Genomic DNA, 23,904 nt, shown 5'->3' on the forward strand with positions numbered 1-23,904 from the left:
GGGTATGCGGCATCGAGGTGTCCGAGGCCTCCGCCGATCTCCGCCCCGTACGATCGACAGGTGAACGCTGAGAAGTCCGGCCCCCCGCGCGGTGGCACGACCGCCCGCTACCCGTCCCGCTCGAGCGCGCGGATGGCGCTGGCGCCGGGGATCCTCGAGGCGATCATCCTGCTCGCGGGGCTCGCGCTGGTCGGCGGCGACGCCTACGACTTCGTCCGGTACCCGGTGGCGATCCTCGCGGCCGTCATCGGCTGGTTCGCGATCCAGGCGAAGGCCTACTACTGGCTGATCGGGCTCGCACCGATCGTCGTGCTCTGGAACCCGGTCTTCCCGTTCTCGTTCCCGGACGCCGTCTGGTCCTCGCTCCACCTCGCCGCGGTCGGCGTCGTGGTCGCCGCGGGCCTGATCATCCGGGTGCGCGTCGCCGAGTGATCCCGCGGCCGCTGAACGCGCCCGGAGGCCCGGGGTGCGGCCGATCCGGCGCTGAGGAGTAGACTCGTCGCGCACCCGCACGCCGGGGATGCTGCGACCGGGTCTCAGACCCGTTGCTCGGAGCTCCCGACGGCCACCGGGGGCATCGGTGCCCGTCTCGTCCCCGGCGTGACGCGGCCAGTGCAACACACGCGGTGCAGGCAAGACACGCACAGCACGCAAGACACGCACAGTGCAATGCGACGGTAGAGCGCGGGAACCCCTCCTCCGCCCCCGTCCACGTCGAGGAGGAGCATGGCTCGCAGCGGCCAGCGTCAGTCCGGTCAGTCGCGTCGTTCGACGAGCGCGAGCCCGGGAACTCGGCCCCGATCGCGCCCGCGCGGCGTCGACAACTCCGGGATCATCCCGATCCTCGCCCGTCGCGTGCGCGAGCTCGAGGCGAAGGCCCAGACCGGCAAGGTCGGGCCCACCAATCGCACGAAGTTCCTCGTCATCGCCCTGCTGATGCGCGAGGAGCGCAAGCGGGTGAAGAGCGACACCGAGCTGAGCGACTCGCAGCGCGCGGAGGAGATGAAGCGCCTCGACGGCATCGCGACGATCCTCGCGAAGACCGCGGCGCGCGACACCAGCCTGATCGCCCTGCTCGAGTCGGAGGCCGGCATCACCGCGGCCGCGCAGAAGCTGCGCCGCGACTGGCTGCTGGAGGCCGGCGCCGAGCTGAGCCCCGACGAGCTGCTGATCGTGACCGAGCCGGAGCCCAAGCCCGAGGTGCCGGTCAACCAGGTCGTGCCGCCGTCGGTGCGCGCCCGACAGCTCGCCAACCCCTTCCTCCCGCCGGACTTCTCGATCGCCAGCGCGCCCACCCCCGCCCGCCGTCGCCTCGACGACTGGGAGCTGCTCGGTCCGCTCTTCAAGGCGTTCGAGTACGGCGCCGGCGGCCGCGCCGCCAGCATGGAGCTGCCCGAGCCGCCGAAGATCGACCGGGTGACGCCGCGCGGTCGCGATCTGATGCCGCACCAGGCGCGCTTCATCGAGGGCGCGCGCGAGGGGCACCGCAGCTTCCTGCTCGCCGACGAGCCGGGCCTCGGCAAGACGGCGCAGAGCCTGCTCGCCGCCTCCGTCACCGGCTCGTACCCGCTGCTCGCCGTCGTGCCCAACGTCGTGAAGATGAACTGGGCGCGCGAGGTCGAGCGCTGGACGCCGCAGCGCCGCGCCACCGTCATCCACGGCGACGGCGGCACGCTCGACGCGTTCGCCGACGTCGTGATCGTCAACTACGACATCCTCGACCGGCACATCGGCTGGCTCGGCAGCCTCGGCTTCCGCGGCATGGTCGTCGACGAGGCGCACTTCATCAAGAACCTCCGCTCGCAGCGCTCGCAGAGCGTGCTGGCGCTGGCCGCGAAGATCCGCGAGACGACGCCGGGCCACGACCCGCTGATGATCGCCCTCACGGGAACGCCGCTGATCAACGACGTGGACGACTTCCGCGCGATCTGGCGCTTCCTCGGCTGGATCGACGAGACCAAGCCCGGGCCCGAGCTGATGAGCCTGCTCGAGGACACCGGGCTCACGCCCGCGGACACCGGCTTCTACCCGGAGGCGCGCGAGGCGGTCATCGACCTCGGCATCGTCCGGCGGAAGAAGATCGACGTCGCCGCGGACCTGCCCTCGAAGCGGATCGTCGACCTGCCGGTCGAGCTGGACGACGACCTCGGCCGCTCGATCCAGAAGGCGGAGCGCGAGCTCGGCGCCCGGATGCTGCAGCGCTACAAGGCCGTCACCGCGTCGATCACGCACGAGCTCGACGACGACGAGCGCGAGCGCTTCGTCCGCATCGTCGCGCAGAGCGAGCTCGAGGAGTCGAAGTCGGCCAAGACCGGCGAGAACGTCTTCACGATGGTGCGCCGGATCGGCCAGGCCAAGGCGGCGCTCGCCGCCGACTACGCCTCGCAGCTGGCCCGCTCGGTCGGCAAGGTGGTCTTCTTCGCCAAGCACATCGACGTGATGGACCAGGCGGAGGAGACCTTCGAGAAGCGCGATCTCACCTCCGTCTCGATCCGCGGCGACCAGTCGGCGACGTTCCGCCAGTCGCAGATCGACGCGTTCAACGAGGACCCCGACGTGTCGGTCGCGGTCTGCTCGCTCACCGCGGCGGGCGTCGGCGTCAACCTGCAGGCCTCGTCCAACGTCGTCCTGGCCGAGCTGTCCTGGACCTCGGCCGAGCAGACGCAGGCGATCGACCGCGTGCACCGCATCGGCCAGGAGGAGCCGGTCACGGCCTGGCGCATCATCGCGGCGCACACGATCGACGCCAAGATCGCCGAGCTGATCGACGCGAAGGCCGGCCTCGCCGCCCGCGCGCTCGACGGCGCGGACGCCGAGGTCGCCTCGGCCGACACGGTTCAGCTGGACGCGCTCATGCACGTCCTCCGCGAGGCGATCGGCTGAGCGGAGCCGCGAAGAAGTCGCGCTCGAACACGCTCGAGCGCAGGAACGCGTCGCCCATGGCGGCGCGTTCCGCGTTCGTGCCGCGGGCGGCGGCCGCCTCGGTGATCGCGATCGCGCGCTCGGTCGCGACGGCGAAGGCAGGATCCGCGTAGGTGACGAGCCAGTCCGCGTAGGGGTGCCCGGGCCGGTTCGCCGCGGCGAGGCGCTCGCCGATGTCTGCGTAGAGCCAGAAGCAGGGCAGCAGCGCGGCGACGATCTCGCCGTAGCTCCCTCTCGTGCCGACCGCGAGCAGGTGGTCGACGTAGCCGCGGGTGACGGGGGAGGCCGTCGCGGTGCGCTCGCCGAGGCGGTCGCGGTGCAGCTGCGCCTCCGCCGCCAGAGCCGAGGCCGACGACTCCGCCCAGAAGACCTGCTCGGCGGTGCTCGGCGCCCGCTGAGCGGCGATCGCGAGGACCCGCGCGTACTCGGTGAGGTAGAGCGCGTCCTGCTCGAGGTACCACTCGAAGTCGTCGCGGGTGAGGGAGCCGTCGCCGAGCGCTGTCACGAACGGAAGCGCGTCGATCTCGGCGCGGAGCTGCTCCGTCTCGGCCCACATCCGCTCGCAGAACGCCGGGGCGCGCAGGCGGTGGAAGTGGTCGATCGGGCCGTTGCCGCTGCCCACCCGGAGTCCGTCGGCCCCGCGGAGCGCCCCGTTCAGCCAGTCCTTCGCCTCGGTCAGCGCCTGCGTGAGCGTGTCCGGAGTCGTCCCGCCGCCGGCGAGGAGCGTCGCCATCGCGGAGGAGAGCGAGCAGCCGGTGCCGTGGGTGTTGCGGGTGGCGACACGCTCGCCCGGCACCTCGCGCACGCCGCCGTCCGGGGTGACGATCGCGTCGGGCGTCGCCGGGCCGTCGAGGTGCCCGCCCTTCACCAGGACCGCGGTGCCGAGATCCCGGGCCACGGAGCGGGCCTGCTCGAGCGCGGCGGACCAGTCGGCGGCCGGCTCGGCTCCGGCGAGCACGGCCAGCTCGGGGAGGTTGGGCGTGACGAGGCCGGCACGGCGGACGAGCGCGCGGACCGCCTCCTCCGCCTCGGGGTCGAGCAGGCGGTGGCCGCTGGTCGCGACCATCACCGGGTCGACGACGACCAGCGGCGGGCGGACGTCGTCCAGCCAGGCGGCGATGATCCCGCCCAGCTCGGCGTTCGCGATCATGCCGATCTTCACGGCGTCGATCTCGACGTCGTCGCTGACCGCGTCGAGCTGCTCGCGGAGGAAGGCGGCGGGCGGCAGGTGGATCGAGCGCACGCCGCGGGTGTTCTGCGCGACGAGGGCGGTGACCACGGCCATCCCGTAGCCGCCGAGCGCGCCGATCGACTTGAGGTCGGCCTGGATGCCGGCGCCGCCGGTCGGGTCGGTGCCGGCGATGCTGAGGACGCGGGGGATCGGCCGGGGCTGCGGGAGCGCGGCGCTCATCGGTCCCACTCCGCTCGGAAGGCGCGGGCCGCGGACTCCGGATCGTCCACCGCGCAGATCGCCGAGACGATCGCGAGCCCGGCCGCGCCGGCGCGGCGCAGGGCCGAGGCGTCGCCGGCCGTGACGCCGCCGATGGCGACGCAGGGGAGCGGCGTCGCGGCGGCGAGGGCGGCGAAGCCGTCGATGCCGAGCGGGACCGGGTGGTCGGGCTTGGTCGCCGTCGCGCGGATCACGCCGACGCCGAGATAGTCGACGGTGCCGGTGGGCAGGGCGTGCGCGGCGGCGAGGTGGGCCGGGGTGTTCGCGGTCAGGCCGATCACCGCGCCGGCGCCGAGGATGCTGCGCGCGGCGAGGACCGGGAGATCGGACTGGCCGACGTGCACGCCGTCGACGCGGGCTCCCGCCAGGCGGGCGGCGAGGACGACGTCGACGCGGTCGTCGACCAGCAGGGTCGTGCGCTCGTCGAGGACGGCGGCGACGGCGCAGGTCAGGGCGACGAGCTCGGCGGCGGTCGCCTCGTGGTCGCGGACCTGGACGACGCGGACACCGCCGGCGACGGCCGCGGCGACCACGGCCGGGACTCCGCGCGGGCCGCAGAGGCGGGTGTCGGTGACGAGCTGGAGCGAGAGGTCGATCATGCGATCCGCGCCCCGCTCTCGACCTCGTCGGCGGTGAGCGCGGCGAGAGCGTCGAGGAGGCCGACCGCGAACGAGCCGGGGCCGGCGGCGGTCTCGGCGGCGCGCTCGGCGGCGAGGCCCCAGACGACGGACGCGGCGACCGCGGCGCCGAGCGGGTCGGAGCCGCCGGCGCCGAGGAAGGCGGCCATCACGGCTCCCAGCGCGCAGCCGCCGCCGGTGACGCGGGTGAGCAGCGGGTGCCCGCCGGTGACGCGGACCACGCGCTCGCCGTCGGTGACGACGTCGACGGCTCCCGAGACGGCGACGACGGCTCCTGAGCGGCGGGCGAGTGCGTTCGCGGCCTCCAGCGCCTCCTCCGGGCCGTCGACGGCGTCGACACCGCGACCGCCCGCGCCGAGGCCGGCGAGGGCGAGGATCTCGGAGGCGTTGCCGCGGATGATCGCGGGTCGCGCTTCGAGCAGCTCGGCCGCGAGCGCGGTGCGCACCGGCAGCGGGCCGACGGCGACCGGGTCGAGCACCCAGGGGGTGCCGGCCGCGCTCGCCGCCGCGACGGCCTCGCGGGCGCCGTCGCGCTGCTCCGCGTGCGGGGTGCCGAGGTTCACCAGCGTCGCGGAGGCGATGCCGGCGAAGACGCCGGCCTCGCCGGGCAGATCGCACATCGCGGGGCTCGCGCCGAGAGCCAGCAGGCTGTTGGCGGTGAAGCCGGTGACCACCGCGTTGGTGATGCACTGCACGAGCGGCGCTGCGCGGCGCAGCTCGCCGAGGTGTCGGGCGACGGCTGCGCCGTCGAGGATGGTCGGGTGGGCAGGCGTGCGAATGCTCATTCGCGACATCCCTTCGCTAGTACGAACTAGATCAGGTTCGACGGGTCTCATCTCAGCCCTGGTGGGCACCCCGTGTCACTGCCGACGACCCTAGCGGGTCGCTCCGTCACGCCGTGAGGATCCTGCTGTCGCCGCGGTCGCTGACGACGACCTTCAGCCCGGTGGGCAGCCGCTCGCGCATCGCGTCGACGTGGCTGATCAGGCCGATCGTGCGCCCGCCGGAGCGCAGCGCGTCGAGGGTGCCGAGCGCGGTCTCGAGGGTCTCGGCGTCGAGCGAGCCGAAGCCCTCGTCGATGAACATCGTCTCGAGCGAGACGCCGCCGGACTGCATGGTGACCACGTCGGCCAGGCCGAGGGCGAGGGCGAGCGAGGCGAGGAACGTCTCGCCGCCGGAGAGCGACGCGGGCTGCCGGCGGGCGCCGGTGAAGGCGTCGAGCACGTCGATCCCGAGCCCGGAGGCGGCGCCGCGGTAGGCGAGCGAGTCGTCGTGCACGAGCGCGTAGCGGCCGCTGGTCATCGCGTTCAGCCGCAGGTTCGCGGCGGCGACGATCTCCTCGAGCCGGCCCGCCAGGGCGAAGGCCTCGAGGTCCATCCGGCGGGTGTTCTGCCCGCGGCCGTCGATCGTCTCGGCGAGGGCGCGCAGCTCCTCGTGCCGGCGCAGGCGCGCGTCCAGGCTGCCCAGGCGCTCCTCGGCGCGGACGGCCAGCTCGGCGAGCCGGGCGGCGCGGTGCTCGAGCACCGAGTGCCGCGAGCGGGCCTCGTCGCGGCGGGCGGAGGCGGCGCGCGCGTCCTCCTCCGCGGCGGCGAGGTCGACGGGGGCGGTCGGCAGGCCGGCGAGCTCGGGGTCGGCCAGCACCGAGTCGACGGCGCTGCGGCGGCGCTCGTGCTCGGCGACCACGGCCTCGGCGCGGGCGCGCTCACCCGAGGTGAGGGCGGCGGACTCGGCGTCGTCGGCGCTCGCGAAGCCGCGGTCGGCGACCACCTCGGCGAGCTGGACGTCGGCGCTCTCGGCGGCCTCGCGGCGGGCGGTCGCCGAGTCCTCGGCCTCGACGAGCGCCTCGGCCAGGCGGCGCTGCGCGGTGAGGGCCGCGACGCGGTCGGCGATGCTGGCGGCGCCGTCGCGGTGGGCGTCGATCCGCTCGCGCAGGAGGCGCAGCGCCTCGGCGGCGAGGGCGGCGTCGGAGCTGAGGCGCTGGTGCTCGGCGCGGGCGGTGTCGAGGGCCGCCGCGAGGTCGTCACTGCGGAGACGGAGGTCCGACCGCTCGCGCCGCAGCTCCTCGAGCCGCGTCGCGGCGCTCCGGGACGCGGCGAGCCGCATCTCGGCCTCGGCGCGGGCGGTCTGCAGCTCCTCGGCGGTCGTGGCGCCGGCCCGCTCCTCGAGGGCCGCCAGGGCGAGCGCGCCGGCGCTCTCGGCCTCGCGGGCAGCGTCCATCGCGGCGGCGGCGCGGTCGACGGCGGTGCGCGCCTTCTCGATCTCGCCGGTGCCGACGGGCGGCAGCTCGCCGTGCTCGGCGGGCTGTGGGTGCTCGCAGGAGCCGCAGACCGGGCACGGGTCACCGCGAACGAGCGCTCCGGCCAGCTCGCCGGCGAAGCCCGCGAAGCGGCGGGCGACCAGCTCGGCGTGCTCTGCGGCGCGGACGCCGTGCGCCCGGGCCGCCTCGGCGTGGGCGGAGCGGAGGCGATCAAGCACGGTCGCGGCACTCGCACGCTCGGCGGCGGCGCGGATCCGGCGCTCGAGCGCGGCCAGCTCCTCGGTGCGGGCCGGCAGCGCCGTCGCGTCCGGCGCGAGCGCGTCCTCCTCCGCCGAGAGCGCGTCGAGAAGGGCGGGCAGCGCCCGCAGCTCGCGCTCGAGGACGGCCAGCGCGGCGGCGGACCGCTCCCGTGCGGTGACGGTCCGCTCGGCGCGGCGGACCGCCTCGGGCAAGCCGCGCTCGTCGGCGAGCGCATCGGCGAGCGCGCCGAGCGTTCCGGCGAGGCGCTCCGCGGCCCGGGTGGCCGCGGCTCGGTCCGCGGGCTCGTCGAAGGCGGCCGTGAACGCCTCGGCCGCGCTGTCGCGGCTCCGGGAGGCGGCGACGGCCCGCTCGGCGGCCGTGCGCGCGCCCTTGAGCAGCGGCAGCACCCCGTCCGCCCGCCGCGCGCGCTCGATCCGCTCGCGCTGCTGCACGACCAGCGACTCCGCGACCGCGAGCTCCTCGGCCTCGATCAGCGCGCTCCGGCGGCGGTCCTGTGCCCGCTTCACCAGCCGCGTCTCGTCCCGGGCGGTCTCGGCCGCGCGGAACGCGGCGTCGGCCTCCGCCACCTCGTCGCGGGCGAGCGCGAGGGGAGCGTCGAGCCGGGTCACCAGGGCGCGGAACCACTCCGCATCGGGCGGTGTCGGCGCCGTCTCCTCGTCACCGGTGAGCCGGACCGCCTCGTCGGCCAGCGCCGTCACAGCCGCGCGCTCCTCCTCGAGCGCCGCTCCGCTCTCCTGCCGCTGCTCGACGAGCCGCCGGCGCAGCAGGTCGTAGCGCTCCGTCGCGAAGAGGGTGCGGAGCAGCCGCTGCCGGTCGTCGTTCTTCGCGAGCAGGAACTCGTGGAAGCGGTTCTGCGCCAGCAGGATGACCTGGAGGAACTGGTCCTTGGTCAGGCCGACGATCCGGCCGATGTCGGCCCCCGTCTCCCGCGCGCTGGAGGAGAGCCCCCGCCACTCGCCGTCGACGTGCTCGAGCAGCGCGACCTTCGCCGCCTGGCGGGTGGTGCCGCCGCCGCGCTTGGCCGGCCGCTCGTACTCCGGTGAGCGGCGCACCCGGTAGAGCCGGCCGGCCGCCTCGAAGTCGAGCTCGGCGAAGGTCTCGTCCTCGGGGGCGCTGTGGTCGCTGCGCAGCCGCGAGGCCGTGCCGTCGAAGCGCGGCACCGAGCCGTAGAGCGCGAAGCTGATCGCGTCGAGGATCGTCGACTTGCCGGCGCCGGTGCGTCCGGCGATCAGGTAGATCCCGACGTCCTCCAGGCGGTCGAAGTCGATCTCCTGCTCCGCGCGGAAGGGGCCGAGGCCGGCGAAGGAGAGGCGGCGGATCCTCACCGCAGCGCCTCGGCGTCGACCTGCGCCAGCGCGTCGAGCGCGAGCGCGCGCTCGGTCTCGCTCGCGCCGTGCCCGCCGCGGACGTGCGCGAGGAAGTCGTCGATCACCTCGACGTCGCTGCGCCCGCGGATCCGCTCGGCGTAGCGCCGCTCGTCGACCGCCGCGTGCGGGGGCCGGTGCTCGAGCGTCGCGCAGCCGGGGAAGCGGGACTGCAGCCGCGCCATCGCGTCGAGCGGGCGGACGTCGTCGGTCAGCACCGCCGAGACCCAGTCCGGCTCGTACTCGGCAAGCGACGGGTCGCTCAGCAGCTCGTCCAGCCGACCCTCGATCACGCTCAGCCGCCGCGGCACGGGCAGCGCCGACCAGGACACCTCGCCGAGCCCGTCGGCGCCGAGCTCGACCAGCCAGCCGCCGCGCGGCTTCGAGGCCTCGCCGAACGAGTAGTGCAGCGGAGCGCCGGAGTAGCGCACGTTCGGCAGCAGGGTCGCCCGCCCGTGGATGTGCCCGAGCGCCGCGTAGTCGGCCGCGGCGAAGTGGTCGACCGAGACGTAGTCGATCCCGCCGGCCGTGATGTCGCGCTCGACCGTGCCGGCCGGGGCGCCGACGGCGAAGCAGTGCGCGAGCACCACCCAGCGCCGCCCGGCCGCCTCGGCGTGCGCGCGGATGCGGCGCATCGCGAAGGCGAGGACGTCCTCGTGGCGGCGCAGCGACTCCTCCGGGTGCCGGTGCCGGTAGAGGGCCGGCTCGAGGTAGGGGATGCCGTAGACGCCGACCTCGACCCCGTGCCCGTCGCGGAGGACGACCGGCTCCGCGTACGCCTCGGGATCGGTGAGCACGTGCACGCCGGAGCCGCGCAGCAGCCCGGCCTGGAAGCCCAGCCGGGCGGGGGAGTCGTGGTTGCCGCTGGTCAGCACGACCTCGGCGCCGGCCGCGCGGATCGCCTCGAGCGTGCGGGTGAGCAGGGTGTAGTGCTCGGCCGCCGGCACCGCGGAGTCGAAGACGTCGCCCGCGATCAGGACGACGTCGACCGCCTCGGAGCGCACCGTCTCGACCAGTGCGTCGAGCACGAGGCCCAGCGCGGCGACGCTCGAGTGGCCGTGGAAGGTGCGGCCGATGTGCCAGTCGGAGGTGTGCAGGAGCTTCACGACCGTCCTTTCGCGGGGTCTGCGGGTGTGCGGTGGCGCTCCCTGTCGTGCCCCTCCAGGCTACTGAGCGGCTCCGACACCGGACGCCGGCCGAGCCGTCGGCGCCGGACACCTCCCGTTCACCCGCGGGTGCAGAATGGGTCGTCGGTCGATCGAAGGAGGCCCCGCGTGAAGCTGCCCCGAGTGCCCTCGACCCTCCTCGGTCTCGGCTCGCGCACCCGCGCCGCCGCCGAGGACACCAGCCCGATCGAGCGGATCCGCCCCGAGGAGGAGCCGGTCCGCCGGAGCACCGTCGACAACGCGATCTACCAGGACGGCCGGCGCGTCGTCTCGCCGCACAGCATCCCGGAGGCGCTCGCCGCCCTGCAGAAGCTGCCGGACGCGATGGCCTGGATCGGCCTCTATCGTCCGACCGAGGCCGAGCTGGCGGCCCTCGAGGACGAGTTCTCGATGCACCCGCTCGCGATCGAGGACGCGATCAGCGCGCACCAGCGGCCCAAGCTCGAGCGCTACGGCAGCGACATGTTCGTGGTGCTGCGGGCCGCGAGCTACGCGGACCAGCGCGAGGAGGTCGACTTCGGCGAGCTGCACCTCTTCGTCGGGCCGAACTTCGTCGTCACCGTCCGCCACTCCGAGAAGCCCGACCTCTCCCTGGTCCGGCGCCGGATGGAGGCCGACCCCGAGCTGCTGCGCAAGGGCCCGGTGGCGGTCCTCTACGCGATCCTCGACGCGGTCGTCGACCAGTACGCCCCGGTCGTCGCCGGCCTCGAGAACGACATCGACGAGATCGAGGCGCAGGTCTTCGAGGGGGACCCCGCCGTGTCCCGGCGCATCTACGAGCTGTCCCAGGAGGTGCTCGACTTCCAGCGGGCGACCCGTCCGCTGACCGGCATGCTCGGGCGGCTGGTCACCGACTTCGACGTCTTCCGCGAGGACGTCGAGCTCCGCCGCTACCTCCGCGACGTCGCCGACCACGTCGCCGTCGTGGACGAGCGCGTCGAGGGCTTCCGGACGACGCTCCGCGAGATCCTCGCGGTGAACGCCACGCTGGTCGCGCAGCGCCAGAACGAGGACATGAAGAAGCTCGCGGAGGCGGGCAACCAGCAGAACGACGAGGTCAAGCGGATCTCCGCCTGGGCCGCCATCTTCTTCGCGCCGACCATGATCTCCAGCGTCTACGGCATGAACTTCGACGCGATGCCCGAGCTGCACCTCGCCTGGGGCTACCCGGCGGCGCTCGGGCTGATGGTCGCCTCGAGCGTGGTCCTGCACCGGCTGTTCAAGCGCTGGGGCTGGCTCTGAGCCGCCGCCGACGGCCGCGCGCGCTGTCAACACCCTGACGGGTCCGGCCGCCGCGCGTAGCGTCGGTCCGAGCCGCCCTCCGCGGCCCGAGTGCAGGGAGACCCGATGAAGCGAATCGATGTGCCGGCGATCGAGCGGACCTCGCTCTGGCGGCAGGACGCCGCGCCGATCCCGGGCGACGCGTTCGTGCCGGGCGCGCACTACGACGACGTGATCGTCGGAGCCGGCCTCTCGGGGCTGGTGACGGCGCTCCTGCTCCAGCGCAGCGGCCGCCGCGTCCTCGTCCTCGAGGCCCGCGAGGTCGGCGAGGTCGCGACCGGCAGCAGCACGGCGAAGCTCAGCCTCCTGCAGGGGACGCACCTCTCGAAGATCGCGGCCCGCAACACCCCCGCGGTCACCCGGGCCTACGTCGCCGCCAACCTCGCGGGCTTCACCTGGCTCGTCGACTACCTCCGCGAGGCCGGCGTGCCCGTGCAGCGCCGCACCGCGTACAGCTACGCCCAGACCCCCGACGGGGTGGACGCGGTGCTGCGCGAGCACGAGACCGCCCGCCGCTTCGGTCTGGCCACCCGCCTCGTCGGCGCGCTGGACACGCCTTTCCCGAGCACCGCCGCCGTGGCGCTCGACGACCAGGCCGAGTTCGATCCGATGGCGGTGCTGACGGCGCTCGCCGCCGACTTCCGGGCCGCGGGCGGCGTGCTCGTGCAGGGCGTCCGCGCGCTCGGCATGCGCGCGTCCTCGCCCGTGCGCGTGCGGACCAGCGCCGGCGAGGTGACCGGCGAGCGGGCGTACCTGCTCACCGGCACCCCGATCCTGGACCGCGGGCTCTACTTCGCCAAGCAGGTCGCGCTGCGCTCCTACGCGGTGGCGTTCCGTGGCGCGGAGACGATCCCGGACGGCATGTACCTCTCCGTCGACGGGCCCTCGCGCTCGATCCGCGACGTGGACCGGGACAGGGAGCGGCTGCTGCTGATCGGCGGCAACGGCCACGTCGTCGGCCGGAGGGCGCGGACGCAGGAGAGCGTCGACGACCTGATCGCCTGGACCCGACGCTCCTTCCCCGGTGCCGAGCCGGTCGCGCAGTGGAGCGCGCAGGACTACGAGGCGTTCCACCGCGTGCCGTTCGTCGGCTGGCTGCCGCGCGGCCGCGGGCGGATCTTCTTCGCCTCGGGCTACGACAAGTGGGGGATGACCAATGCGGTGCAGGCGGCGCTGACGCTCGTCGGCGACTCGAGGGGCGAGACACCGGCGTGGGCGAAGACCCTGCACCGCCGCCCGACGCTGCCCCGGGTGATGGCGGAGGGGGCCGGAGCGCTCGCCGCGGTCGGCGCCTGGTACGCCCACGGCTACTGGTCGGCCCTGCGCGCGCCGCGGTCGGTGGACGTGGTGCCGGAGGAGGGGCACGGCGCGCTCGCCCGCGACGGGCTCCAGCCGGTCGCCGTCTCGACGGTCGAGGGCCGCCGCTGCGCCGTCTCGGCGGTCTGCCCGCACCTGGGTGGCGTCGTCACCTGGAACGACGCCGAGCGCAGCTGGGACTGCCCCCTGCACGGCTCGCGCTTCGCCGCCGACGGCACGGTGCTGGAGGGCCCGGCAGTCACGCCGCTCGCGCCGGTGCGCTGAGCCGCCCGGCCCGAGCAGAACATCAGCTGGGAGCCGCGGTCATCTCTGATGAGCGACGACGACCCCTCTCCGCCGACGTTCTGCGGCAGGGCGTCCCGCATCCGCCACCCCTGCTGATCGAGTGGCCCGCGGAGCGGGCGTATCGAGATCCGCTGTCGCCCGAAGTGCAGGCGATGGTGGGTCTCGATACGCCCCTGCGGGGCTACTCGACCAGCATGGGGGATCGTGCGAGGAAGCAGTCCGCGAAGCGGGCCCATCTGTTGATCGAGCAGCCCGCGGAGCGGGCGTGCCGAGATCCGCTGTCGCCGGGAGTGCTGGTGATGGCGGGTCTCGATACGCCCCTGCGGGGCTGCTCGACCAGCATGGGTGATCGTGCGAGGAAGCAGTCCGCGAAGCGGGCCCACATGGTGACCGAGCAGCCCGCGGAGCGGGCGTATCGAGATCCGCCGTCGGCCGAGCTACTCGGCCGAGTCGTCCTCGGAGGGCTCCGCGACCTTCCGGCCGTCGGCGCCGGAGGCGTCGCCGTCCACATGCAGGTCGGTGTCGCCGGGGATGCTGAAGTCGCTCAGCGGGTCGAGCGGCCCGTCCTCGTGGCGGGCGGAGTCGGGGGCGTCGCTGGTCTCGTCGCGTGCGGTCATACCTGCACCCTACGAGCGTCCGACGAGCCGCTGCACCGCGGTCACCGGGATCGACAGCCACTCCGGGCGGTTGCGCGCCTCGTAGATCGCCTCGTAGATGGCCTTGTCGAGCTCGAAGGCGTCCAGGACGGCGCGGTGCGCGGTGACCGCGTCGCCCGCCTCCTCGGTGTAGCCCTCGAGGAAGGCGCGGCGGCTGGCCAGCGCCCAGGCGGCCCGGGAGTCGCCCGGCGACGCCTGCTCGTGCGCGCCCGCCGCGTAGTCGAAGGAGCGGAGCATCCCGGCCACGTCGCGCAGTGCGATGTCCGGCAGCAGCCGCTCGTGCATCGGCCGCAGCGGCTCGCCCTCGAAGTCCAGCAGGACCCAGCCGCGGCCGGGCACGGCCAGCACCTGGCCGAGGTGGTAGTCGCCGTGGATGCGCTGCAGCCGCGGCCACGGGGCCTGCTCGGCCGCCTGGAAGACCGCGTCGATCGCGTCGGCGTCCTCGGCGATGACGGGCACCTCGGAGGAGGCGATCCGCAGCCGGCGGCGCATGGTCGCGATCATCCGCTGCACGACCTCGGGCGTCGCGTCCTCGGTCGGCATCACCTCGGCGAGGGTGGAGTGCACCTGCGCGGTCGCCAGGCCCAGCTCGCGCGCCGGCCCGGTGAAGTCGGTGTCGCCGGCGACGGCCTCGAGCGCGACGCGCCAGGCGTCCTCGACGCCCGGCAGGAACTCCTGCGCGAAGGCGAGGTGCCCGAAGGCCCGGCCGGTCGGCTCGCCGCGGTCGTCCCACTCGCCGGTGACGTTGCCGATCACCGGCGGCACGAGCGTGCTGCCCGCCGCGTTCAGCGCCGACTGCACGGTGACGTCCGGGTTCTCGCCGTGGTGCAGCGCGCGGAAGACCTTGACGATCACGGGGGTGCCGGCCGAGCCGTCCTCCGCCGTGGTCTGCACGATGATCGAGGTGTTCGACTGCTCGCCGCTGAGGATCCGCGACGACGCGAACGCGCCGATCACGGCGCCGGGCTGGCGGTGTCCCTCGGCGCGGGCGCCGCCCAGGGCGCCCTCCGCGTCGGAGGAGCCGCCGTCGGCGATCAGCTCGAAGAGCGCCCGCGCGAACAGCGGGTCGCGGGGTCCGTCGTAGACGAAGCGGGTGCCGTCGCTCTCGATCAGCGCGTCCTCGAGGCCCGCGACGGGCGCCGAGCGCACCGTCACCGGCACCTGGTACAGCACCGGGCTCGAGCCGGCCCGGTCGATGACGAGGTGCACGACGACGTCGCCGTCACCGCGCTCCAGGCGCCACTCGCCCCGGATCTCCAGCTCGGGGCGGCGCCCCTTGCTCGCGTACCACCGCTGATCGGCGACCCAGGCCGCGGCCCGGTCGATCGACAGTCCTGCGCTCATCTCTGCACTTCCCCTCGGTCGGCACCCCGAACCTTACGCGGCGCGATCGACGCGCCGGTGGGGCTTGCGGCGCGCCCGCCCGATCCGGATCCCCGGCTCAGGAGCGGGTCTCCTCCGCCAGCCCGAGCACGTCCAGGATCCAGGCGTACTCGAACGCCACCTCGCGCCAGCGCTCGTAGCGCCCGCTCACGCCGCCGTGCCCGGCCGTCATCTCGATCTTGAGCAGCGCCGGTGCGCCGACCTCGCGCAGCCGGGCGACCCACTTGGCCGGCTCCACGTAGAGCACGCGGGTGTCGTTGAGGCTCGTCGTCGCGAGGATCCGCGGATACCGGACGCCCTCGCGCACGTTCTCGTACGGCGAGTACGACTTCATGTACGCGTAGACCTCGGGGTCGTGCAGCGGGTCGCCCCACTCGTCCCACTCGATCACGGTCAGCGGCAGCGACGGGTCGAGGATCGAGGTCAGCGCGTCCACGAACGGCACCTGCGCCAGGATCCCGGCGAAGGCCTCCGGGGCGAGGTTCGCGACCGCGCCCATCAGCAGGCCGCCGGCCGAGCCGCCCTGCGCGACGAGGCGCTCCGGCGTGGTGAAGCCGGCCTCGACGAGGTGCCGCGCCGCGTCGACGAAGTCGGTGAAGGTGGTCCGCTTGGCGAGCGTCTTGCCCTCCTCGTACCAGGAGCGCCCCATCTCGCCGCCGCCGCGGACGTGCGCGATGGCGAAGACCACGCCGCGGTCGAGCAGCGACAGCCGCGCGATCGAGAAGCCGGGGTCGATGCTCGCCTCGTAGGAGCCGTAGCCGTAGAGCAGGAGCGGCGCGGGGGCCTCGTCGGGCGCCGCCGCGTCCTTCCGCCAGACCAGCGACAGCGGGATGCGCGTGCCGTCCTCGGCGGTCGCCCACTCGCGGCGCTGCTCGTAGCGCGCCGGGTCGTAGTCGCCGAGCACCGGCTGCTGCTTGAGCACGGTCCGCTCGCCGGTCGCGACGTCGAGGGTGAGCACCGTGGAGGGGGTGACGAACGAGGTGTAGGCGAGCCGCAGCGCGGACTGCTCCCACTCCGGGTTGCCGGCGAGACCCGCGTCGTACAGCGGCTCGTCGAAGACGATCTCGTCCAGGCGCGCGCCGCCGTCGCCGTCGATCAGGAGGCCGAGGCGCGTCGCCCCCGCCTCGCGGTAGGAGACGACGACGTGCCGCGCGAAGGCGTCGACGCCCTCGATCCGGCGGCCCGGGGTGTGCGGGACGAGGACGCGGCGCTCGGCCGCCCGCTCCTCGGGGGAGAGCGCGAGGTCGGCCGGCTCCTCGACGATCTCGAAGTCGAGCGCGCCGTCGTTGTGCACGATCAGCAGGCGGTCGCGGCCGTCGACGACGGCGTGGTCCACCTCGTACTCGACGCCCTCGCGGCGCGGCCAGACCGAACGGAACTCGCCGGTCGGGTCCTCCGCGTCGAGCAGCAGGCACTCGCTGGTGATCTTGCTGCCGATCTCGATGACGAGGAAGCGGCGGCTGCGGGTGAGGCCCACGCCGATCCAGTAGCGCTCGTCGGGCTCGGAGAAGACGACCTCGTCGGCGGTCGACTCGGTGCCGACGGCGTGCCGCCAGATCGTGTCCGGCCGCCAGGACTCGTCGACAGTCGGGTAGAAGACGAAGCGGGCGTCGGCGCCGAAGGTCGCGCCGCCGCCGGTGCCCTCGACGACGTCGGGGAGGTCCTCGCCGGTGCTGAGGTCGCGGATGCGCAGGGTGTAGCGCTCGTCGCCCTCGACGTCGGTGCCGAAGAGCAGGTAGCGCCCGTCGGCGGAGACGTCGAAGCTGCCGAGCGAGAAGAACTCGTGGCCCTCGGCCTCGACGTTGCCGTCGAGCACCACCTGCTCGCCCTCGAGCGGTCCGCCCTCGGCGATGGAGGGCGGGGTCCAGTCGTCCGGGCCGGAGATCGGCGCGCGGCAGTGCACGCCGTACTGGCGGCCCTCGTAGGAACGGGAGAAGTACCACCAGGCGCCCTCGCGGACGGGGACCGAGAGGTCGGTCTCCTTCGTGCGCGAGCGGATCTCGTCGAAGAGGCGCTCGCGGAGCGGGGCGAGGGGAGCGAGGAGCGCGTCGGTGTAGGCGTTCTCGGCCTCGAGGTGCGCGATCACCTCGGGCTCCTCCTTCTGCCGCAGCCACTCGTACTGATCGACCACCAGATCGCCGTGGTGACGGCGTTCGAGCGGGACACGGCGGGCGACGGGAGGGACGGGCGCGGTCATCGCTCCAGCCTAGGCCGACCTCGCGCCCCGCCGCGGGCCTGCCGCCGGGAGCGCCGTCCGCGTGCGCACAATGGACCATGGCTCAGCGTGCGGACCGGACGAAGGCGGAGGCGCCGCGGCGCGTGCAGACCGAGGTGGAGCGGAAGTACGACGTCGACGCCGACACCGCCCTGCCGGAGCTGACCGGCGCGGGCACCGTCGCCACGGCGCTCGCCGAGGAGCCCGTCCGCCTGTCCGCCCAGTACTTCGACACCGCGGACCGCGCGCTCTCCCGCGGGCGGATCACGCTCCGCCGCCGCGAGGGCGGCGAGGACGAGGGCTGGCACGTCAAGCTGCCCGGCTCGGCCGGCCGCACCGAGATCCACGCCCCGCTGACCGCCTCCCGCACCGTGCCGGCCGAGGTCCGCGAGCCGGTGCTCGGCCACGTCGGCCGCGCGCGGCTCGAGCCGCTCGCCACCCTGGAGACCGTCCGCTCGATCACCCGCGTCGCCGACTCCGCCGGCCGCCGCCTCGCCGAGATCGCCGACGACCTGGTCATCGCGCACGACCAGCGCTCGGGCTTCGAGCGGCGCTGGCGGGAGTGGGAGGTCGAGCTCGTCGACGTCCACGGCCCCGAGGGTGAGGCCGTCCTCGACGCGATCGAGGAGCGACTGCTCGCCGCCGGCGCCCGCCCCGCTGAGAGCGCCTCGAAGCTGGCCCGGGCCACCGGCGGTCCGATCGAGGACGCGCACCCCGCACCCCAGGACGGCGGGGAGGTGGCGCTCGCCGCGATCCGCGAGCTCCTCACCGGCCTGCGCGCCGTCGATCCGCGGGTGCGCCTCGAGGCCGACGACGCACTGCACCGGATGCGCCTGCACACCCGGCGCCTGCGCAGCGTTCTCGCCGCCTCCCGCTCCGTGCTGGAGCGCGAGGCCCTCGATCCGCTGCGCGACGAGCTGCGCTGGCTCGCCGGCGTCCTCGGCGCCGCCCGCGACGAGGAGGTGCTCGCGGCCCGCCTTCGCAGCGCCGTCGACGAGGCGGGGGAGGGACTGCCCGCGAAGGCCGTCGCCGGTAGCACCCTCTTCGACGCGACCGAGCGTCGGCACACGATCTCCCTGCAGCGGGTCGCCAAGACCCTGCGCGGCGCCCGCTACCTCGCCCTGCTCGCCGCGCTCGACGCCCTGCTGGCCGACCCGCCGCGGACCGCGAAGGCGGGCACGAGCGCGAAGAAGCTCGTCCGCCGCTCCCTCGCCAAGGAGGTCTCGCGCGTCGACGCGGCCCGGACGGGCGGAGACGACGTCGAGGCCCGGCACGAGCTGCGCAAGGCCGCGAAGCGCCTGCGCTACGTCACCGAGGCCTGGAGCGCGGTCGTCCCGGACGCCGTCGGCGCGACGCAGCATCGGATCGCCAAGGCGGCGAAGGCCGTCGCCGACGCGCTGGGGGAGGAGCGCGACGCCCTCGCCGCCCGCGACGTGCTCCGCGGGCACGCCCTCGTCGCGGCCCGCCGCGGCGAGCCGGCGTTCGCCCTCGGGGTCGCCTCGGCCCGCCAGGAGAGCCGGGCCCGGGAGGCCGCGCGCGCCGGGGACGCGGCCCTGGAGCGGCTGCACTCCCTGTCAAGCTGAGCAGGACGGTCATCCGCACGAAACGGGCGGCGGATAATGTGAATCATGCCTTCCGTCCGTCCTCTGCCGTCAGCCCTCCTGCGTCCGCGCCATTTCGACCGTGACGACGTGGTCGTCCATGCCGGTCTGTTCTCGCTGGTCAACTCGAGTACGACCCCGCAGGCGGCCTGGACTGAGGACCTGATCGCGCTCGGCGAGGTGCTCGACGAGGCGGAGTTCCCCTACCGTCTCATCCGCGGCACGAAGGGCGCGCCCTTCCTCGCGATCGACCGCTCGCTCGGCGCCGAGCTGGCCACGCTGCTCGCGCGCGCCTTCGCGACCGAGCCGTTCTACGTGAAGACGCTCGACAAGCGCGGCACCCCGCCGCTGCTCCTGGCGGAGGGGGCCATCGCCCCGTATCCGCGCGCGGCGGTCTTCTCGCTCTTCCGCCCCCGCGTCTCCTCGAGCGGCTCGCTCCGCTACGGCGCCCGCAGCGGCGTCCGCCTCGAGTTCTGGAAGGTCGGCGAGGAGGAGATCACCACTCCCGCCGAGAACGCGCTGATGCGCAGCAGCCTCCCGGTCGCCGAGGCGATCGACGCGCACGTCGAGGCCTACGGCCGCACCTGGCCGACCTTCGAGGGCATGTTCGAGCCGCTCGTCAGCGACATCCGCTTCGACGTCGACATCGTCTTCTCCTGGGTGGACGGCACCGATCTGGAGTTCCAGCGCGCCCGCGCCGCCCGGATGGCCAGCTACGTCGTCGGCGAGGGCGACGACGCCCCCGCGCGCTTCCGCCAGATCGACGAGCTCAAGTACGCCCTCCGCAGCGTCTACATGTACGCGCCGTGGGTCCGGCACATCTACATCGTCACCGACTCGCCGCGCCCGCGCTGGCTCGACGAGCACCCCGACGTCACGCTGGTCCGCAGCGAGGACCACTTCCGCGACCTCTCGGTGCTGCCCACGCACAACTCGCACGCGGTCGAGAGCCAGCTGCACCGCATCCCGGGCCTGGCCGAGCACTTCCTCTACTCCAACGACGACATGTTCTTCGGCCGGCCCGTCGACCCGTCGATCTTCTTCTCGCCCGGCGGGATCACCAAGTTCATCGAGGCGACCACCCGCATCGGGATGGGCGACTCCAACGCCTCCCGCAGCGGGTTCGAGAACGCGGCGCGCGTCAACCGCCGCCTGCTCCGCGAGCGCTTCGGCGCGATGACGACCCGGCACCTCGAGCACGCCGCCACGCCGCTCCGCAAGAGCGTGATGGCCGAGCTCGAGACCGAGTTCGAGCCGGAGTTCACCGCGACCGCCGCCAGCCGCTTCCGCTCGGCGAGCGACGTCTCCGTCACCAACTCGCTCTACCACTACTACGCGCTGATGACCGGCCGCGCGGTGGTGCAGGAGAACGCCTCGGTGAAGTACGTCGACACGACGATGCACCAGGGCCTCAAGGACATGAAGAAGCTGCTGAAGAACCGCGGCGTCGACTTCTTCTGCCTCAACGACGGCAGCTTCCCCGAGATCTCGGCGGAGGTGCGCACCCGCGCCGTGATCGACTTCCTCGAGGAGTACTACCCGATCCCGGCGCCCTGGGAGCGGGTGGACTGAGCATGGCCTGGGCGATCGGCGGCGGAGTCCTCGGGCTGCTGCTCGGGCTCGCCAGCGCGCTCGTCTTCCCCGGCATCGGGATCGGCGCGGGCATCGGCGTCGGCATCGCGCTCGGCGCGGCCCTCGCCTTCGCCGGGCACCTGTTCGCCCTCGACCGCAGTCGTTCCCAGCGCTGACGTCTGTTCCGCAGGCGATCCGCGGCTCCGGAGCCTCGGTCCCGCGGACGGGATCGCCCCTCGGCGCGGATCGCCTGCAGACCGGACGCCGGCCGCTAGGCGCTGACGCCGACGGGCTCCACGACGGGTGGGTAGAGCGCCTCGACCTGCTCGAGCGGAGCGGCGGTGGCCGGGGCGATCTCGACGCCGTGCGAGGCGAGGATCCGCTCGGTCTCGTTCGCCGAGACGTAGGACACCTCGGTCGAGGCGCCGATCGGCACCACCGAGTGCAGCACCGTGCCGTCGTAGACGTGGATGAGGTTGAAGGCCTGCGCGGAGTTGCGGGCGCGGGTGCCGCCGACCGGCACGTTGAGGTCCTGCGTGTAGCAGGTGGCCGACGCGACCGAGACGGGGATGCCGGCGAACGTCGCGGTCGAGGAGTAGTGCAGGTGGCCGGCGATGATGCTGCGGACGTCCGAGCCCTCGAGCACCTCCGCGAGCGCGGGCTGGTCGCGGAGCTCGACGAGCACCGAGAGGTCGAGGACGCTCGGGACCGGCGGGTGGTGCAGCGCCAGGATCGTGCCGTGCGGCGCGGGGCTGGCGAGCTCCTCCGCGAGCCAGTCCAGCTGGGCGTCCGAGATCTCGCCGTAGTGCGCGCCCGGGACGGTCGAGTCCAGCGCGATGATGCGCAGTCCGTTCACGTCGTGCACCCGATCGATCGGCTGCGTGGTCGGCAGCTGGTCGAGCAGCCCGGAGCGGAAGGCACCGCGGTCGTCGTGGTTGCCCATCACCCAGATCACCTCGGCACCGAGGCGGGCGGCGGCCGGCTCGACGACGGCGCGGAGCTTGGCGTACGCCTCGGGCTCGCCCTTGTCCGCCAGATCGCCGGTGATGACCACGGCCTCCGGGCGACCGCCCGAGGCCTCCAGCTCGTCGAACAGGCGGCGGAGCTGGGCCTCGCTGTCGACGTCGGAGCCGTACAGCCCGCCGTCTCCGGCGATGAAGTGGGTGTCGCTGAGGTGAAGGATGAAGTGGTTCGGCCGGGGGTACTCGGCCTGGCGGACAGTCATGATCCTCGGGTTCCACGATCGGTGGGGCCGGCTCGATCGAGTCGGCGTCGGTACGGGATGTCGCATGGTGCTGTACTGCTGGTCCGCGGGCTGGGAACTGCTCCCGCGAGGCTCAGTCCATCATCGCGGGGTGAACGGACGGCCAACGAGGACCGGCGCGTCATCGAACGGTTTTCCCAGATTCAGCGCCGGACAGCGACTCCGTCCTCAGGAACCGCTCACCGGGTGCGCACTCCCCGCACACCGACCGCCCACGCCGCGCATCGGTTCTGCAGAGGGAGTCGTCAGAGCTCGAGCAGGAGCCGCGCGTAGAACGCGATGGCGCGCTCGAACTGGTCGACCTCGACCGACTCGTCGGCGCCGTGGATGCCGAGCTGCTGCTGCGGGCTGATCTCGAACGGGATGAAGCGGTAGACGCCGTCGCTGATCGCGTGGAAGTGCCGGGCGTCGCTGCCGCCGGTCTGCACGTAGGGCGCGACGATCGCCTCCGGGAAGACCTCCTGCACCACGGTGCGGAGCACGTCGTACGGACCGCCGTCGCCGGGCTCGCCGGTGGGGGAGACGGGGGAGGGCTCGTGCGCGACGCGCACCTCGATCTCGACCTCCGGGTCGTCGATCACCGCGCGGATCCGCTCGACGACACCCGCGACGGTCCCGCCCGGATTGATCCGCACGTTGGCGACCGCGCTGGCGGTCGACGCGAGGACGTTCGCCCCGGTGCTGCCGCGCAGCTGCGTGATCGCCACAGTCGTCCGCAGCATCGCGGCGGAGCGGTTGGAGTGCGCGGCCAGGGCCGCGACGACGGCGTCCGGGTGCTCGTGCGGCTTCGCGTACCAGACCGCGTGCGCGGAGTCGGCGCGGGGCGCGGCGGCGCGCACCAGCTCGGCGATCGGCTCTGGGAGCGTCGAGGGGAACGGGTTCTCGGTGAGGCGGTGGATCGCCCGCGCGAGCCGCTGGGTGGCGAGCATGCCGGGCAGGGGCGGCGGGGCGGAGGCGTGCCCGCCCGCGTCGCGGCAGGTCAGCTCGAGGTTCATGATGCCGCGCTCGGTGACGCCGATGACGGCGATCGGCTTGGTCACTCCGGGCACGATGCCGCGGCGGACGTTGCCGCCCTCGTCGAGCACGAAGCGCGGGCGGACGCCGCGCGCCCCGAGCAGCGCGACGATCGACGGCGCGCCGTCCCCCGCCGTCTCCTCGTTGTGCGTGGAGACCAGGTAGACGTCGCGGCGGGGCCGCTCGCCGCGCAGGACGGCCGCCTCGACGGCCTCGAGCAGGGCGACGAGGGAGCCCTTGTCGTCGAGCGCGCCGCGCCCCACGATCGCGGTGCGGCCGTCCGGGCGGAGGACCGTGTCGGCCGCGAAGGGCGCGATCGACCAGTCGTCGGGGGTGACGCTGACCACGTCGTAGTGCGCCATCAGGACCGACGGCTCGCCGTCCTCGGTGCCGCGCCAGCGCCAAACCAGGGAGTGGCCGGCCACGGTCTCGCGCTCGAGGGCGCTGTGCAGCGCGGGGTAGAACTGCTCGAGCAGCTCCTGGAAGACGCGGAACCGGCTCCAGTCGGTGTCGGACTCGTCGGAGTGCGACACCGTGTCGACCCGCAGCAGGGCCTGGAAGCGCTCGAGCGCGGTCGTCGTCACCGGGCTAGCCTACGACGGCGGTCCCGACCCCCCGGACCCGGCGAGCGGAGGTGCGGCATGGGCGTGCGGCCGCCGACCGACCCGCTGCCCGAGGTCTGCGTGGTCTACGTCCTCCGCGAGTCGCCGCGCGGCACCGAGGTGCTGCTCGGCAGGAAGCTCCGCGGACTGGGCGAGGGCCGCGTCGTCGCGCCCGGCGGGAAGCTCGAGCCGGGGGAGTCGCCCGTCGAGGCGGCCGTCCGCGAGCTGGCGGAGGAGGTCGGCCTGCGCGCGGAGCCGGCCGACCTCGAGCCGCGCGGTTCCCTCGACTACCTCTTCCCGCGCCGACCCGCGTGGAGCCAGCGCTCGCACGTCTTCGTCTGCCGCCGCTGGTCGGGCGAGGTCGTGGCGTCGGGGGAGCTCGCCGCGTCCTTCGTCCCGCTCGACGAGGTCCCCTACGGCCGGATGTGGGACGACGCGCGCTTCTGGCTGCCCGCGGTGCTGCACTCCGGCGACGTGGTCGACCGGACGTTCGAGTTCGGCGCCGACCTCGAGCACGTCGTCGCTCGGCCCTGATTCCGCCGTCCGGACTCTTCGGCGCCAGATCTTTGACGCGTCCTCGGTGATCCGTCGATCGTTCTCGGGCGGAGAGGGACCCCGGCCCCGGGTGACCCACGCGCTGAGGAAGAGGTGACGGC

The 23,904-nt window shown here is 74.1% G+C and carries 18 protein-coding genes and 1 riboswitch; of the genes, 8 read left to right on the top strand and 10 right to left on the bottom strand.

Annotated elements, in window-relative coordinates:
• The first annotated feature begins 60 nt into the window (after positions 1 to 60).
• Complete coding sequence (locus C1I64_RS03580; protein ID WP_243586532.1) at positions 61 to 432, top strand: DUF6804 family protein; 372 nt, start codon at positions 61 to 63, stop codon at positions 430 to 432.
• Positions 433 to 726: 294 nt separating this feature from the next.
• Entirely contained in the window at positions 727 to 2,883 is a 2,157-nt protein-coding gene (locus C1I64_RS03585; protein ID WP_127886227.1) for a DEAD/DEAH box helicase, read from the top strand.
• Here C1I64_RS03585 and thiD read toward each other — a convergent pair.
• From thiD to C1I64_RS03610, 5 genes are all read right to left on the bottom strand, one after another.
• Positions 2,852 to 4,333, bottom strand: coding sequence for a bifunctional hydroxymethylpyrimidine kinase/phosphomethylpyrimidine kinase (gene thiD, locus C1I64_RS03590; RefSeq protein ID WP_127886228.1), 1,482 nt, complete (start codon positions 4,331 to 4,333; stop codon positions 2,852 to 2,854). The two genes, C1I64_RS03585 and thiD, sit on opposite strands and share 32 nt — an antisense overlap.
• A complete protein-coding gene (gene thiE, locus C1I64_RS03595; RefSeq protein WP_127886229.1) occupies positions 4,330 to 4,971 on the bottom strand; it encodes a thiamine phosphate synthase in 642 nt (213 codons plus the stop codon). The genes thiD and thiE overlap by 4 nt, the downstream gene beginning before the upstream one ends.
• Positions 4,968 to 5,795: a hydroxyethylthiazole kinase gene (gene thiM, locus C1I64_RS03600; RefSeq protein ID WP_127886230.1), complete on the bottom strand. Its 828-nt coding sequence runs from the start codon at positions 5,793 to 5,795 to the stop codon at positions 4,968 to 4,970. Before thiM ends, thiE begins: the two co-directional genes overlap by 4 nt.
• Positions 5,787 to 5,878: riboswitch (TPP riboswitch) on the bottom strand. Its footprint overlaps the gene before it by 9 nt.
• Positions 5,879 to 5,901: 23 nt before the next feature.
• The gene (locus C1I64_RS03605) at positions 5,902 to 8,853 is read right to left on the bottom strand and encodes an AAA family ATPase (RefSeq protein ID WP_127886231.1); all 2,952 of its coding nucleotides are present in this window, start codon (positions 8,851 to 8,853) and stop codon (positions 5,902 to 5,904) included.
• Positions 8,850 to 9,998: an exonuclease SbcCD subunit D gene (locus C1I64_RS03610; protein ID WP_127886232.1), complete on the bottom strand. Its 1,149-nt coding sequence runs from the start codon at positions 9,996 to 9,998 to the stop codon at positions 8,850 to 8,852. The genes C1I64_RS03605 and C1I64_RS03610 overlap by 4 nt, the downstream gene beginning before the upstream one ends.
• A gap of 168 nt (positions 9,999 to 10,166) precedes the next feature.
• On the opposite strand from C1I64_RS03610, the gene C1I64_RS03615 reads away from it, so the two are divergent.
• The gene (locus C1I64_RS03615; RefSeq protein ID WP_123702982.1) at positions 10,167 to 11,300 is read left to right on the top strand and encodes a magnesium and cobalt transport protein CorA; all 1,134 of its coding nucleotides are present in this window, start codon (positions 10,167 to 10,169) and stop codon (positions 11,298 to 11,300) included.
• 105 nt (positions 11,301 to 11,405) lie between these two features.
• Positions 11,406 to 12,920, top strand: coding sequence for an FAD-dependent oxidoreductase (locus tag C1I64_RS03620; RefSeq protein ID WP_127886233.1), 1,515 nt, complete (start codon positions 11,406 to 11,408; stop codon positions 12,918 to 12,920).
• Positions 12,921 to 13,378: 458 nt separating this feature from the next.
• On the opposite strand, the gene C1I64_RS03625 is transcribed toward C1I64_RS03620, so the two are convergent.
• The 3 genes from C1I64_RS03625 to C1I64_RS03635 form a co-directional block, all read right to left on the bottom strand.
• Complete coding sequence (locus tag C1I64_RS03625) at positions 13,379 to 13,558, bottom strand: hypothetical protein (protein ID WP_127886234.1); 180 nt, start codon at positions 13,556 to 13,558, stop codon at positions 13,379 to 13,381.
• A 9-nt stretch (positions 13,559 to 13,567) separates the two neighbouring features.
• Positions 13,568 to 14,941, bottom strand: a complete 1,374-nt coding sequence (locus C1I64_RS03630) for a maltokinase N-terminal cap-like domain-containing protein (RefSeq protein WP_127886235.1) — start codon at positions 14,939 to 14,941, stop codon at positions 13,568 to 13,570.
• Between the two features lie 97 nt (positions 14,942 to 15,038).
• The gene (locus C1I64_RS03635; RefSeq protein ID WP_127886236.1) at positions 15,039 to 17,177 is read right to left on the bottom strand and encodes a S9 family peptidase; all 2,139 of its coding nucleotides are present in this window, start codon (positions 17,175 to 17,177) and stop codon (positions 15,039 to 15,041) included.
• A 77-nt stretch (positions 17,178 to 17,254) separates the two neighbouring features.
• On the opposite strand from C1I64_RS03635, the gene C1I64_RS03640 reads away from it, so the two are divergent.
• From C1I64_RS03640 to C1I64_RS19955, 3 genes are all read left to right on the top strand, one after another.
• Entirely contained in the window at positions 17,255 to 18,778 is a 1,524-nt protein-coding gene (locus C1I64_RS03640) for a CYTH and CHAD domain-containing protein (RefSeq protein WP_127886237.1), read from the top strand.
• A gap of 108 nt (positions 18,779 to 18,886) precedes the next feature.
• Entirely contained in the window at positions 18,887 to 20,368 is a 1,482-nt protein-coding gene (locus C1I64_RS03645) for a stealth family protein (RefSeq protein ID WP_243581813.1), read from the top strand.
• A gap of 2 nt (positions 20,369 to 20,370) precedes the next feature.
• Positions 20,371 to 20,544 carry a hypothetical protein gene (locus tag C1I64_RS19955; protein ID WP_164874432.1) on the top strand — a complete coding sequence of 58 codons (174 nt, stop codon included), beginning with the start codon at positions 20,371 to 20,373 and terminating at the stop codon, positions 20,542 to 20,544.
• A gap of 95 nt (positions 20,545 to 20,639) precedes the next feature.
• Here the strand turns inward: C1I64_RS19955 and C1I64_RS03650 are convergent, their stop codons facing one another.
• Entirely contained in the window at positions 20,640 to 21,593 is a 954-nt protein-coding gene (locus tag C1I64_RS03650) for a phosphodiesterase (RefSeq protein ID WP_127886238.1), read from the bottom strand.
• Between the two features lie 284 nt (positions 21,594 to 21,877).
• Entirely contained in the window at positions 21,878 to 23,230 is a 1,353-nt protein-coding gene (locus tag C1I64_RS03655) for a M20/M25/M40 family metallo-hydrolase (protein ID WP_127886239.1), read from the bottom strand.
• Positions 23,231 to 23,287: 57 nt separating this feature from the next.
• Between C1I64_RS03655 and C1I64_RS03660 the strand changes: the two genes are divergently transcribed.
• Positions 23,288 to 23,782, top strand: a complete 495-nt coding sequence (locus tag C1I64_RS03660; RefSeq protein ID WP_127886240.1) for an 8-oxo-dGTP diphosphatase — start codon at positions 23,288 to 23,290, stop codon at positions 23,780 to 23,782.
• Positions 23,783 to 23,904: the final 122 nt, after the last annotated feature.

The organism is Rathayibacter festucae DSM 15932 (genome assembly GCF_004011135.1).
GTDB lineage: Bacteria > Actinomycetota > Actinomycetes > Actinomycetales > Microbacteriaceae > Rathayibacter > Rathayibacter festucae.